The organism is Lysobacter sp. BMK333-48F3, from assembly GCF_019733395.1.
In the GTDB taxonomy this organism is placed as follows: Bacteria; Pseudomonadota; Gammaproteobacteria; order Xanthomonadales; family Xanthomonadaceae; genus Lysobacter.
This window is the reverse complement of the sequence record NZ_JAIHOO010000001.1, coordinates 2,867,448-2,880,618: the sequence shown is the minus strand read 5'-3', so window position 1 is coordinate 2,880,618 and position 13,171 is coordinate 2,867,448. Positions and strand designations below refer to the sequence as shown.

The window sequence follows — 13,171 nt, the reverse complement described above, 5'->3', positions numbered from 1 at the left end:
GGTTCCGCGTATTCACGATGCTAACGCGCTGGCGGCGAAAAATCCGTCAAGGGACTGAACCCGCACGAACCGCGCCGACGCGCGGACGTTCAGCCGCCGGCGTCGGCGCCGCGCTCCAGCGCGCGCCGCACTTCCTCCAGCGCGCCGGGATCGTCCAGGGTCGACAGATCGCCGGGATCGCGGTGTTCGGCCAGGGCCTGGATCGAACGCCGCAGCAGCTTGCCGGAGCGGGTCTTGGGCAGGGCCGCGACCACGTACACCCGCGCCGGCCGCGCCACAGCGCCGAGCTGTTCGACCACGCAGCGCTGCATGCCGGCCGCGGCCAGGCCCGCATCCTCGCCGCTGCCGCCCTTGAGGGTGGCGAACACCACCGGCACCTGGCCCTTGAGCTCGTCGTGCACGCCGATCACCGCCGCCTCGGCGACGCTGGCGTGGCTGGCCACCGATTCCTCGATCTCGCGCGTGCCCAGGCGGTGGCCGGCGACGTTGATCACGTCGTCGGTGCGGCCGAGGATGAAGGTGTAGCCGTCCTCGTCGCGCACCGCCCAGTCCAGCGAGCTGTACAGCAGCTCCTTGAAGTGGCCGAAGTAGCTCGACAGGAAACGCGCGTCGTCGTTCCAGACCGTGGTCATGCAACCCGGCGGCAACGGCGGCACGATCACCAGCACGCCTTTCTCGTGCGGGCCGACGTCGCGGCCGGTGGCCTCGTCGATCACCCGCAGGTGATAGCCCGGCGTCGGCAGGCCGGGCGAGCCGAACTTGACCGGCTGCAGGTCCAGCCCCGGCATCAGCGACAGCACCGGCCAGCCGGTTTCGGTCTGCCAGTAGTTGTCGACGATGGTCTTGCCGATGCCGTCGGTGATCCAGTGCGCGGTCGGCTCGTCCAGCGGTTCGCCGGCCAGGAACAGCCATTGCAGCGCGGACAGGTCGTGCTTTTTCAGCCAGGCCGGGTCCTGCTTCTTGAGCACGCGGATGCCGGTCGGCGAGGAGAACATGGTGCGCACGCCGTAGCGTTCGCAGATCCGCCACCAGATGCCCGGGTCGGGATGGGTCGGCAGGCCTTCGTACAACACCGAGGTCGCGCCGGCGATCAGCGGACCGTAGACGTTGTAGGAATGGCCCACCGCCCAGCCGACGTCGGAGGTCGAGAACATGACCTGGCCGGCGCGGATGTCGTAGATCGACCACATCGACAGCGCCAGCGCCACCGCGTAGCCGCCGACGTCGCGCTGCACGCCCTTGGGCTTGCCGGTGGTGCCGGAGGTGTAGAGCAGGTAGCTGGGTTCGTTGGATTCCAGCCATTGCACCTCGACCTGGGCGCCGTCGTGCCGCGCGCGCAGGCTCGCGTAGTCGAGGTCGCGCCCGGCCAGGATGCGATGTTCCGGGTCCAGGCCGCGGCTCACCACCAGCACGTGCGGCGGCGGGTGCTGCGCTTCCTCGCAGGCCGCATCGACCAGCGGTTTGTAGGGGATGACCTTGCCGCCGCGCATGCCGGCGTCGGCGCAGATCAGCAGCTTGGGCGCGGCGTCGTCGATGCGCAGGGCCAGGTTGTGCGCGGCGAAGCCGCCGAACACCACCGAGTGCACCGCGCCGATGCGCGCGCAGGCGAGCATGGCGAACACCGCCTCGGCCATGTTCGGCATGTAGATCACCACCCGGTCGCCGCGGCCGACGTCGAGCGACTGCAACACCGCGGCGAAGGCGTTGACCTCGGCGTGCAGCTCGCGGTAGCTCAGCTCGCGGGTCTGCCCGGTTTCGCTGGAGATCGCGACCAAGGCGAGCTGGTCGCCGCGTTGCTCGAGATGGCGGTCGAGGGCGTTGTAGCACAGGTTGGTTTCGCCGCCGGCGAACCAGCGCCGGAACGGCGGCCGGTCGTACTCGAGGATGGTCTGCGGCGGCTTGTGCCAGTGGATCGCCTGCGCTTGCTCGGCCCAGAAGGCCTCGGGCTGCTCGATCGAGCGGCGATGGAAGTCCTGGTAGCGCATGCATCGACCTCGCGCGGGGCGTAGGAGCGGATGCTGGACAGGCTAGTCCAGGCGGAGTCGGCTTGCGTTACGACGATGGTCTAGGCGATTGCGGCCGGGGGGCGGTGAAGCGAAGGCAAAGGCAAATCCCCCCTGCCCCCCCTTTTTCAAAGGGGGGAACAGCGTGCGTAATCCGGGGTGCGACCACCGGCCCCCTTTGAAAAAGGGGGCTAGCGCCCGGCGCTGGCCCGAAGCCGGGACGACGAGCGAAGCGCGGGGGATTTGCTTTCCGCAGCGCAGCAACACGTCGTCGCCCCCTCCGAGCCGCTTCGCCTCAGAACTGCGCATCCAAGGTCAGAAACACCTGCCGCGGCGCGTTGGCGTGGAAGGCGTAGGTCTTGCCCTGCGGGTCGGAAGCGCTGAACGCGGTCAGGTTGCTGGCGGTGCGCTTGTCGGTCAGGTTGCTGCCGTGCAGGGCGATCGACCACTGCCGCAGCGGGCCCATCGCATCGAAGCGGTAGCGCAGGCTGGCGTCGAAGGTGGTCGCGCCGCCGAAACCGTTGTCGTTGGTGTAGGTGAAGTAGCGCTTGCCGGTGTACTTGCCGCTCAGGCTGGCCAGCCACGGGCCCTGGCGCCAGGTGATTTCGCTGGACAGCATCTTGTCCGGCACGTCGACCACGCGCTTGTCGCGGGTCTGCACCACCTTGCCGCCGTCGAGGTAATTGTCCTGGTAGGTCGACTTGTTCCACGACAAGGCGTTGTACCACTCGAAGCGATCGCTCGGCTTCCAGATGAACACCAGTTCGCTGCCGACGCTGTCGACCGAGCCGACGTTGAAGAACTTGGTGATGCATTCCGGCCGGGTGCCGGCCTCGATGCTGGAGCAGGGGTTGAGCGACAACAGGCGGTCGTCGAAACGCACCTTGTACACGCTCAGCGAGGCCTGGTAGGTCTCGCCGACCCGACGGTAGCCGGCCTCGAAAGTCTTGGACGACTCCGGCTTCAGGTCGCTGCGCTGGGCGTCGAACGCGGCCTGGTTGATCGCCAGCGGGCCGCCGGCGCCGCCGCCGACGAAGGCGGCGACGTTCTCGGTGTAGGCGGCGAACAGCTCGCCCTGGTGGTCGCCGAGGCGATAGCCGACCCCGAACTGAGGCAGGAACCGATCCTTGGTCTCCAGCTGGCCGGTCGCGTTCGGCACTTCCATCGCACGCGGGTCGACCTGGCGCGCGCGCATCGTCACCTGGGTGCTCTTGGCGCCCAGGTCCAGGGTCAGGCGGTCGTCGAACAGGCGGATGGTGTCCTGCAGATAGGCCTGGCGGGTGTGGATGCGGTACTTCTGGAAGAACAGGCGGCGGTCGGGGTCGTTGAGGAAGCGGTCGTCGTTGACCGGGCCGTCGATGAAATAGAAGTTGCGCTGGACGTCGTGGTGGTTGCTCTCGTACCACACCCCGCCTTCGATGCGATGGTTGCCGACCTCCCAGACCAGCGAGCTCATAGCGCCGTAGCGGTTGATCCCGTAATTGGTGCTGCGGATCGAGATCGGGATCGCCTTGGCCGTGTTCGGGTAGGAGTAATTGCCCGGCGACCACCAATGGCCCTGGCCGCGGTCGTCGTGGTAGTAGGCCTGGGCCTTGAGCGACAGGCCTTCGCCGAGGTTGAACTCGCCGGCCAGCGCGCCGAGGTGGTCGGTGCGCAGCGCGCGGCTGGCGTAGTAGGCGTCGTCGATGGTCGCCGCCGGGGCGACGAAGGCGCAGCGCGGGTCGCCGGCGCGATGCTGGTTGGCCGGCCACGGCCGCGGCGCGCAATAGGCGGCGGCCAGCGCGCGCTTCCAGTCCGGCTTGTACAGGTTCCAGTCCCAGTCGGCGCCGCGCGCCAGCAAGGCCTTGGACAGATAGGCGTAATTGGCCTGACTGGTCTGCGCGCTGGCGAAGTAGGCGCTGATCCGGTTGCCGTCGCCGAACTGGTAGACGGCCTTGAGGTTGACTTGGTTCTGGTCCTGGTTGTCGTGCGGGCGCGACCACATGTCGGCGCTGAGCAGCGAACCGGACAGATACATCGAGAAGCCGCCGTGCTCGCCGGTGTCCAGGCGCGCATAGGTGCGGCGGGTGCGGTCGCTGCCGAAGGTCTGCGCCAGGCGCAGGCCGAACTCGCTGTCCGGATCGGCCGAGTAGTACTGCAGGGTGCCGCCGAGGTTGCTGGTCGAGGCGGTGCCGAGCGCGCCGACGCCGGCGGCCAGTTCGGCCCCGGCCAGGTTTTCGCCGATCAGGGCGCGGCTGATGCCCAGGCCGTTGTAATTGCCGTAGCTGTTGTCGCCGAGCGGGATGCCGTCGAGGGTGTAGCCGAGCAGGCGCTGGCTGAAACCGCGCAGGCTGATGGTCTGCGATTCCTCGTTGGCGCCGTAGGCGTCGTTGGACTGCACCGAAATGCCCGGCAGCTTGTTCAGCACCTTCTGCGCGCTGCTGCCCGGCACCTTGCGCTCGATGTCGGCCAGCTTGATCCGCTGCACCTGGCGGGTTTCGCCCAGGCCGATCACCGAGACCGCATCCAGGGTGGTGGCATCGGCGTCGCCGGCATCGGCGCTGGCGACGGCAGCCGCGTCGGCGGCGGCGTCCGCCGGCGCGGCGTAGGCCGGCAGCGTGGCCAGGGCGAGACAGATGGCGGCCGACAGCGTCGGGGCGAACACTCGGGTCATTGCGTGCGTCTCCGGGCGGCGTAAGGGCATTGCCGCGATGCAAAGCGCGCAGGGTGACGGGCTTTGATGACGCGCTGATGGCGAAGCGTGCGCGCACGCACGCTCCGCGATCGCGCCGCGACGCTGGTCGCGGCGCGAATGAACGGGCGGATCGCCGAACCTGAGCCGGGGCTCTAACCCGATGGTGCTATTGGCCCTGCCGCGGCCCCGGCCCACCATCGACGTCGGCGCCAGGAGGTGCCGCCGTTGTGCCGCGGCCGCGCGCCCTCCCCCGCGCTGCCCGGCACCGTCCGCACCGACCTGGAGCCGCCTGCCTTGAGCGCGATCACCGCCGACACCGCCGCCGACACCGCCGCCGATACCCTGTCCCGCGCCTCGTCGATGACCGCCGGACAACGGCTGAAGTCGATCTTCTCCGGCTCGGTCGGCAACCTGGTCGAGTACTACGACTGGTACGTGTACAGCGCCTTCTCGCTGTACTTCGCCCACGTGTTCTTCCCCAAGGGCGACAAGATCTCGCAGGCGCTCAACGCCGCGGCGATCTTCGCCGTCGGCTTCCTGATGCGCCCGCTCGGCGGCTGGGTGTTCGGCCGCTACGCCGACCGCCACGGCCGCAAGGCGGCGCTGATGCTGTCGGTGCTGATGATGTGCGCCGGCTCGCTGATCATCACCTTCACCCCCGGCTACGCGACCATCGGAGTGATGGCGCCGGTGCTGCTGGTGCTGGCGCGGCTGATGCAGGGCCTCAGCGTCGGCGGCGAGTACGGCAGCTCGGCCACCTATCTCAGCGAGATGTCCTCGCGCGAGAACCGCGGCTTCTGGTCGAGCTTTCTCTACGTGACCCTGATCATGGGCCAGTTGCTCGCCCTGCTGGTGCTGATCGTGCTGCAGCAGTTCGTGCTCGACGAGGAGCAGCTCAAGTCCTGGGGCTGGCGCATCCCGTTCGCGATCGGCGCGATGGCGGCGATCATCGCCCTGTACCTGCGCCGCAACATGCAGGAAACCGAGTCCTTCACCAAGCTCAAGGCCAGCGACGCGCCGGCGCGCAAGGAAGGCTCGCTGCGCACCCTGATGCGGCACCCGCGCGCGGTGCTGACCGTGGTCGGCCTGACCATGGGCGGCACGCTGGCGTTCTACACCTACACCAACTACATGCTGAAGTTCCTCACCATCAGCACCGGCTTCGACAAGGAAACCGCGTCGCTGATCAACGCCGCGACCCTGTTCGTGTACATGCTGATGCAGCCGCTGATCGGCGCGCTGTCGGACCGGATCGGCCGGCGCCCGATCCTGATCGCCTTCGGCGTGCTCGGCGCGACCCTGACCGTGCCGGTGATGCACCTGATCCAGGACGCGCAGACGCCGATGCAGGCCTTCTGGCTGATCATGATCCTGCTCAGCGCGGTCAGCGGCTACACCGCGATCAACGCGGTGGTGAAGGCCGAGCTGTTCCCGGTCGAGATCCGCGCCCTCGGCGTCGGCCTGCCGTATGCGCTGACCGTGGCCCTGTTCGGCGGCACCGCCGAGCCGGTCGCGCTGTGGTTCAAGAAGATCGGCCTGGAAACCGGCTTCTTCTGGTACGTCAGCGCCTGCATCGCCTGCTCGCTGCTGGTCTACGTGCTGATGCCCGACACCCGCAAGCACTCGCACATCGACCGCGACTGAGCCCCGCCGCCCGCTCGCCGCTCGTTCCTCTCCACTCGCTCCTCGCCTTCCTCGCTCCTCGCCATCCTCGCTCCTCGCCATCGAGTACCCGCCATGAAAAAGTCCGGCTCGCGCTTCTACCTCTGGGTGCTCGGCGCCATCGTCCTAGGCGGCGTGGTCGGCCACTACTTCCCCGATTTCGCGGTCAAGCTCAAGCCGCTCGGCGACGGCTTCATCTCGCTGATCAAGATGCTGATCGCGCCGATCATCTTCCTGACCGTGGTGCTCGGCATCGCCGGTGTGTCCGACGTCAAGAAGGTCGGCCGGGTCGGGGTCAAGGCCATCGTCTACTTCGAGATCGTCTCGACGATCGCCCTGGTGATCGGCCTGATCGTGGTCAACACGCTCAAGCCCGGCGCCGGCTTCAACGCCGACCCGGCCACGCTCGACGCCAGCGCGGTGGAGAAATACGCCAGCGCGGCCAAGGACCAGAGCACGGTCGATTTCCTGCTGCACATCATCCCCAAGACCTTCACCGACGCCTTCACCGGCAACGGCGACCTGCTGCAGGTGCTGCTGCTGGCGGTGCTGTTCGGCTTCGCCCTGCTGCACATGGGCAAGTCCGGCGAGAAGGTCATCGATCTGTTCGAGACCGTGTCCAAGGCCTTCTTCGGCATGATGGGCATGATCATGAAGCTGGCCCCGATCGGCGCCGGCGCGGCGATGGCCTTCACCATCGGCAAGTACGGCGTGGATTCGCTCGGCCCGCTGGCGCGGCTGATGGGCAGCTTCTACCTGACCTGCGCGGTGTTCATCCTGGTCGTGCTCGGCGCCATCGCCTACTTCACCGGCTTCAGCATCCTGCGCTTCATCCGCTACATCCGCGACGAACTGCTGCTGGTGCTCGGCACCTCGTCCTCGGAATCGGCGCTGGTGCCGCTGATGCGCAAGCTCGAGCGCCTGGGCTGCTCCAAGCCGGTGGTCGGCTTGGTCGTGCCCAGCGGTTACTCGTTCAATCTGGACGGCACCAACATCTACCTGACCATGGCGACGATCTTCATCGCCCAGGCGCTGAACGTCGACCTGACCCTGACCCAGGAGCTGACCCTGCTGGCGGTGGCGATGCTGACCTCCAAGGGCGCCTCGGGCGTCACCGGCGCCGGTTTCATCACCCTCGCCGCGACCCTGACCGTGGTGCCGGCGGTGCCGGTGGCGGGGCTGGCCCTGATCCTCGGCATCGACCGCTTCATGAGCGAGGCGCGCGCGTTGACCAACTTCATCGGCAACGGCGTGGCCACGATCGTGGTCGCGCGCTGGGAAAACGAACTCGACCGCGACCGTCTGCAGCGCGAACTGCTCAACCCGCCCAGCGCGACCGATCTCGACGTCGACCTGCCCTCGGACCATCACGGCCCGCTCGCCGACAAGACCGCCTGATCGCCGCTCGATCCGGGCGCCGCGACCGGCGCCCATCTGATCGAACCCGTTGATCGACCCCGTCGATCGCCCCCGTTGACCGCCCGCGGCCGGACGCCCTGCGTCCGGCACGGCGCCCTGCGGCCAGGACGGCCCCTCGACCTACCGATGGAGCCCGTCCGATGCCGCGTTTTTCCCGCTATATCCCCGTCCTGACCGCCGCCGCACTCGCCGCTGCCGCCCCGCTCGCCCAGGCCGGCGACGGCCTGTCCCTGGAAAACTGGCCGACCAAGTACGCCTTCGCCGACGGCACCGAACTGTCGGCGACCGCCAACTGGGCCTACGACGTGGTCGATTTCTCCGCCGATCGCGGCTACGGCAGCGCAGCCACCGCGCTGCGCGACGACGGCCATTACCGCCGGCGCGAGTTCGGCATGAACCTGAAGAAGAAGGACGTCTACGACTTCACCGCGGTCTACGACTTCGAGTCCAAGCTGTGGCTCGACGTCGCCCTGCGCATGGAGACCAAGGCGCTGTTCGGCGCGGATCTGGGCAAGGTCCGCGTGGGCTACTTCAAGACCCCGGTCAGCATGGAAAGCGTCGCCGCCTCGCGCGCCGGCAGCCTGATGGAGCTGTCGGCCGCTTCCCAGGCGATCTACCAGGGCCGCCGCACCGGCGTGGAATGGTCGCTGGAGCGGCCGCGCTACGCGCTCAGCGCGGCCTACTTCTTCGGCCACGACCTGCAAGGCGACAACCCCGGCACCACCGCCGCCGGACGCGCGGTGTGGACGCCTATCAAGGAGAAGACCCGCGTGCTGCACCTGGGCCTGACCGGCTCGGTGGAGAACCCGCACGGTTACCGCGACGGCCGCGGCACGTACTTCGGCCCGGCCGCGCGCTTCCGCGCCCGCCCGCAGAACGGCCTCACCGGCGTGCGCCTGGTCGATTCCGGCAGCCTGCGCAACACCGACAAGATCGTGCGCAACGGCGTCGAGGCGCTGTGGATCGACGGCCCCTGGTCGGCCCAGGCCGAGTACCTGCACGCCACCGCGCAGCGCGACAACGGCGCGCGCGACTTCAGCGCCGACGGTTACTACCTCACCGGCAGCTGGGTGCTGACCGGCGAATCGCGCCCTTACAGCGGCAACAACGTCGGCAACGTCAAGCCCGCCCACCGCTACGGCGCGGTCGAACTGCTGGCCCGCTACGGCGAACTCGACCTGGACGACGGCGGCATCGCCGGCGGCCGCCAGCGCGACCTGACCCTGGGCGTGAACTGGTACCTGACCAGTCACTTCAAGTTCCAGGCCAACTACGTGCGGGTGAAGGCCGACAAGGGCCTGCTGTCGGCCGATCCGGAGGTACTGGAGATGCGGGCGCAGATGCAGTTTTGATGGAGCCGGGAATGGGGAATCGGCAAAGCGGCAGCGCCGATGCTTGCAGCTTACTCGCCTGGACCCTGGACTCCAGGGCGCACAGCTGCACCGGCTTTAACCATTCCCTATTCCCGATTCCCCATTCCCGGCTCCATCAAAACTGCATCTGCGCCCGCATCTCCAGTACCTCCGGATCGGCCGACAGCAGGCCCTTGTCGGCCTTCACCCGCACGTAGTTGGCCTGGAACTTGAAGTGACTGGTCAGGTACCAGTTCACGCCCAGGGTCAGGTCGCGCTGGCGGCCGCCGGCGATGCCGCCGTCGTCCAGGTCGAGTTCGCCGTAGCGGGCCAGCAGTTCGACCGCGCCGTAGCGGTGGGCGGGCTTGACGTTGCCGACGTTGTTGCCGCTGTAAGGGCGCGATTCGCCGGTCAGCACCCAGCTGCCGGTGAGGTAGTAACCGTCGGCGCTGAAGTCGCGCGCGCCGTTGTCGCGCTGCGCGGTGGCGTGCAGGTACTCGGCCTGGGCCGACCAGGGGCCGTCGATCCACAGCGCCTCGACGCCGTTGCGCACGATCTTGTCGGTGTTGCGCAGGCTGCCGGAATCGACCAGGCGCACGCCGGTGAGGCCGTTCTGCGGGCGGGCGCGGAAGCGCGCGGCCGGGCCGAAGTACGTGCCGCGGCCGTCGCGGTAACCGTGCGGGTTCTCCACCGAGCCGGTCAGGCCCAGGTGCAGCACGCGGGTCTTCTCCTTGATAGGCGTCCACACCGCGCGTCCGGCGGCGGTGGTGCCGGGGTTGTCGCCTTGCAGGTCGTGGCCGAAGAAGTAGGCCGCGCTGAGCGCGTAGCGCGGCCGCTCCAGCGACCATTCCACGCCGGTGCGGCGGCCCTGGTAGATCGCCTGGGAAGCGGCCGACAGCTCCATCAGGCTGCCGGCCGCTTCCCAGGCGATCTACCAGGGCCGCCGCACCGGCGTGGAATGGTCGCTGGAGCGGCCGCGCTACGCGCTCAGCGCGGCCTACTTCTTCGGCCACGACCTGCAAGGCGACAACCCCGGCACCACCGCCGCCGGACGCGCGGTGTGGACGCCTACCAAGGAGAAGACCCGCGTGCTGCACCTGGGCCTGACCGGCTCGGTGGAGAACCCGCACGGTTACCGCGACGGCCGCGGCACGTACTTCGGCCCGGCCGCGCGCTTCCGCGCCCGCCCGCAGAACGGCCTCACCGGCGTGCGCCTGGTCGATTCCGGCCAACTGCGCAACACCCTCTGGCTGGTCCTGATCGTGGCCGGCGCGCTGCTTTCGGCGCTGGTCGCCGGGCGGGTGGCGTATGCGCAGGCGCTGCTGCGCCAGGCCGGCGAGGCGCGCGCCCTGCTCGGGCAGCGGGCGCAGGTGATCGAGCAGCATATCGACCGCTACCGGATCATGCCGGCGGTGCTGTCGCTGGACCCGCAGCTGCGCGCGACCCTGGCCAACCCTGGCGACCGCGCCCAGCGCCAACGCGCCAACGAGCGCCTGGTCCAGCTCAATTTCGCCAACCGCACCAGCACCCTGACCCTGATCGACGCCGCCGGCATCGGCATCGCCGCCAGCAACTGGAACCTGGCCAACAGCAACGTCGGCCACTCCTACGCGTTCCGCCCGTATTTCCAGCGCGCGATGGCCCACGGCGCCGGCGAGTTCTACGCCATCGGCGTCACCACCCACGTGCCCGGGCACTTCATCGCCCGCGCGATCCACGACGAGCGCGGCGGCGCGGTCGGCGCGGTCGCGGTCAAGGTCGAGCTGGAAGACATCCGCTCGGACTGGAGCGGACGCGGCGACCTGGTCCTGCTCAGCGACGCCAACGGCGTGGTGTTCCTCAGCGCGCAGCCGCAGTGGCGCTATCGCGTGCTGGCGCCGCAAAGCGCGGCGCAGCAGCGCGAACTGCGCCTGACTCGGCAGTACCAGGGCCAGCGGCTGCTGCCGGCGAAATTCCGGGTCCAGCGCGAAGTCGGCGACGGCGCGCGGGTGGTGCGGCTGCGCGACCCGGCAATGCGCGAGCCGATGCTGTGGCAATCGCTGCACCTGCCGCGCGAGCGCTGGACCCTGCACCTGCTGCGCGACACCACGCCGAGCCTGCGCACCGCCTGGATCGCGCGCGGCGTCGCCGCCGGCGCCTGGCTGCTGCTGGTCTCGGTCGCGCTGCTGATCCTGCAGCGCAACCGCATCGCCGCGCTGCGCCTGCGCAGCCGGCAGGAACTGGAGAAGATGGTCGAGCTGCACGCCGAAGCGCTGCGCAACGCGCGCGACGGCGTGGTCCAGGCCGCGCATCAGGCCGGCCCGGGCGAAAGCCAGAGCCTGGAGCATCTGCCGCAAGGCATCAGCGTGGTCGACTCGCAGCTGCGCCTGGTGGCCTGGAACCGGCGCTACGCCGAGCTGTTCCGCTACCCGCCCGAGTTGCTGCAGATCGGCCGGCCGATCGAGGACCTGATCCGCTACAACGCGCGCCGCGGCCTGCTCGGCCCCGATCCCGAGGACGCGATCCGGCGCCGGCTCGAGCATTTGCAGCGCGGCCAGCCGTATCTGCACGAACGCGAGCGCCCCGACGGTACGGTGATCGAGATCCGCGGCAACCCGATGCCCGACGGCGGCTTCGTCACCAGCTATGCCGACATCACCGCCTACAAGCAGGCCGCGCGCGACCTGCGCAGCCTGGCCGACAGCCTGGAACGCGGCATCGAGCAGCGCACCAGCGACCTGCAGACGGCCAAGGGCGAAGCCGAGCGCGCCAACCGCTACAAGACCCGCTTCGTCGCCGCGGCGGTGCACGACCTGCTGCAACCCTTGAACGCGGCGCGGATGTATCTGTCCTCGCTGCGCCGGCGGGTCGATGCGGACAGCCGCGAACTGGCCGACCGGATCGAAGCCGCGCTGACCGCGCAGGACGACATCCTGTCCAGCCTGCTCGACATCTCGCGGCTGGAATCGGGCGCGTTGGAAGTGCGCCGCGGCGCGCTGCCGCTGGCGCGGGTGTTCGACGCGATCGAAGGCCAGTTCCGCATCCTGGCCGAATCGCGCGGTCTGCGCCTGCACTGCATCGCCAGCGGCGCGATGGTCGACAGCGACGAAGTGCTGCTGCGCCGGATCGTGCAGAACTTCCTCTCCAACGCCTTGCAGTTCACTCCGCGCGCGGGCCGCATCGTGCTCGGCGCGCGGCGCTTGCGCGAGGGCGTGCGGATCGAGGTCTGGGATACCGGCCCGGGCATTCCGGAAGCCAAGCGCGAACTGATCTTCGAAGAATTCCAGCGCCTGGACGTCGGCGTCGAAGCGCCGGCGCGCGGCGCCGGCCTGGGCCTGGCGATCGTGCGCCGGGTCGCGCAGCTGCTCGGCCATCGCATCGCGGTGCGCTCCTGGCCCGGGCGCGGCAGCGTGTTCTCGGTCGAGGTGCCTTATGCGCGCCAGGCGGAGGTCGCGCAGCCCCCGTCGGCACCGGTACAGCCCGCTCCGGCGATGGCGGACACCGAGCACGACCCGATGCTGCGCGGCCGCCGCGTCTGGGTGGTCGACGACGACCCGCCCTCGCGCTTGGCCGCGCAGGGCTTGCTGGCCGACTGGGGCTGCGCGGTCGAGAGCGCGGGCAGCGCGGCGCAGGCCTTGGCCCTGGCCGCCGACGCGCCGAGGCCCGAGCTGCTGCTGCTCGATTACCGGCTCGGCGACCGCACCGGCTTCGAACTGGCCACGCAGTTGCAAGCGCTGTGGCAGGGGCTGCCGCCGCTGGTGCTGATGTCGGCCGACGCCGACCCCGGCCTGCGCCCGCGCGCGCTCGAGCGCGGCTGGCACTTCCTGCCCAAACCGCTCAAGCCGGCGGCGCTGCGCGCGCTGGCGATGCGCTTGCTCGCGCGAGGGGAATGAAGCGGCCGGGAGGCGGTGGCGTACTGGGCGAGGAGCAAGAGCAAATCCCCCCTAGCCCCCCTTTTTCAAAGGGGGGAACGGCGCGGCTAGTCTTGGTTGGGGCGCGACAACTCGTCGCTTAGCGATAACTCGCCCCCTTTGAAAAAGGGGGCTGCGCCCTGCGCCGGCACGAAGTCTGGGCATGGGGGC

6 protein-coding genes and 1 pseudogene are annotated in these 13,171 nt (G+C 69.4%); 4 read left to right on the top strand and 3 right to left on the bottom strand.

Annotated features, from left to right (window positions below):
- Window positions 1-89 precede the first annotated feature (89 nt).
- Entirely contained in the window at window positions 90-1,985 is a 1,896-nt protein-coding gene (prpE, locus tag K4L06_RS12255) for a propionate--CoA ligase (protein ID WP_221671627.1), read from the bottom strand.
- Between the two features lie 313 nt (window positions 1,986-2,298).
- Complete coding sequence (locus K4L06_RS12250; RefSeq protein WP_221671626.1) at window positions 2,299-4,656, bottom strand: TonB-dependent receptor; 2,358 nt, start codon at window positions 4,654-4,656, stop codon at window positions 2,299-2,301.
- A gap of 315 nt (window positions 4,657-4,971) precedes the next feature.
- Between K4L06_RS12250 and K4L06_RS12245 the strand changes: the two genes are divergently transcribed.
- The 3 genes and pseudogenes from K4L06_RS12245 to K4L06_RS12235 all read left to right on the top strand — a co-directional run bounded on the left by K4L06_RS12245 (window position 4,972) and on the right by K4L06_RS12235 (window position 9,110).
- Entirely contained in the window at window positions 4,972-6,321 is a 1,350-nt protein-coding gene (locus tag K4L06_RS12245) for an MFS transporter (RefSeq protein WP_255595095.1), read from the top strand.
- A 93-nt stretch (window positions 6,322-6,414) separates the two neighbouring features.
- A pseudogene (locus K4L06_RS12240) lies at window positions 6,415-7,662 on the top strand (dicarboxylate/amino acid:cation symporter); the annotation flags it as partial.
- A gap of 236 nt (window positions 7,663-7,898) precedes the next feature.
- Entirely contained in the window at window positions 7,899-9,110 is a 1,212-nt protein-coding gene (locus K4L06_RS12235; protein WP_221671624.1) for a porin, read from the top strand.
- Between the two features lie 136 nt (window positions 9,111-9,246).
- Here the strand turns inward: K4L06_RS12235 and K4L06_RS12230 are convergent, their stop codons facing one another.
- Complete coding sequence (locus K4L06_RS12230; protein ID WP_343225821.1) at window positions 9,247-10,041, bottom strand: porin; 795 nt, start codon at window positions 10,039-10,041, stop codon at window positions 9,247-9,249.
- Window positions 10,042-10,063: 22 nt separating this feature from the next.
- Between K4L06_RS12230 and K4L06_RS12225 the strand changes: the two genes are divergently transcribed.
- On the top strand, window positions 10,064-12,982 hold the full coding sequence (locus tag K4L06_RS12225) for a porin (RefSeq protein WP_221671622.1): 2,919 nt from the start codon (window positions 10,064-10,066) through the stop codon (window positions 12,980-12,982).
- Window positions 12,983-13,171 lie beyond the last annotated feature (189 nt).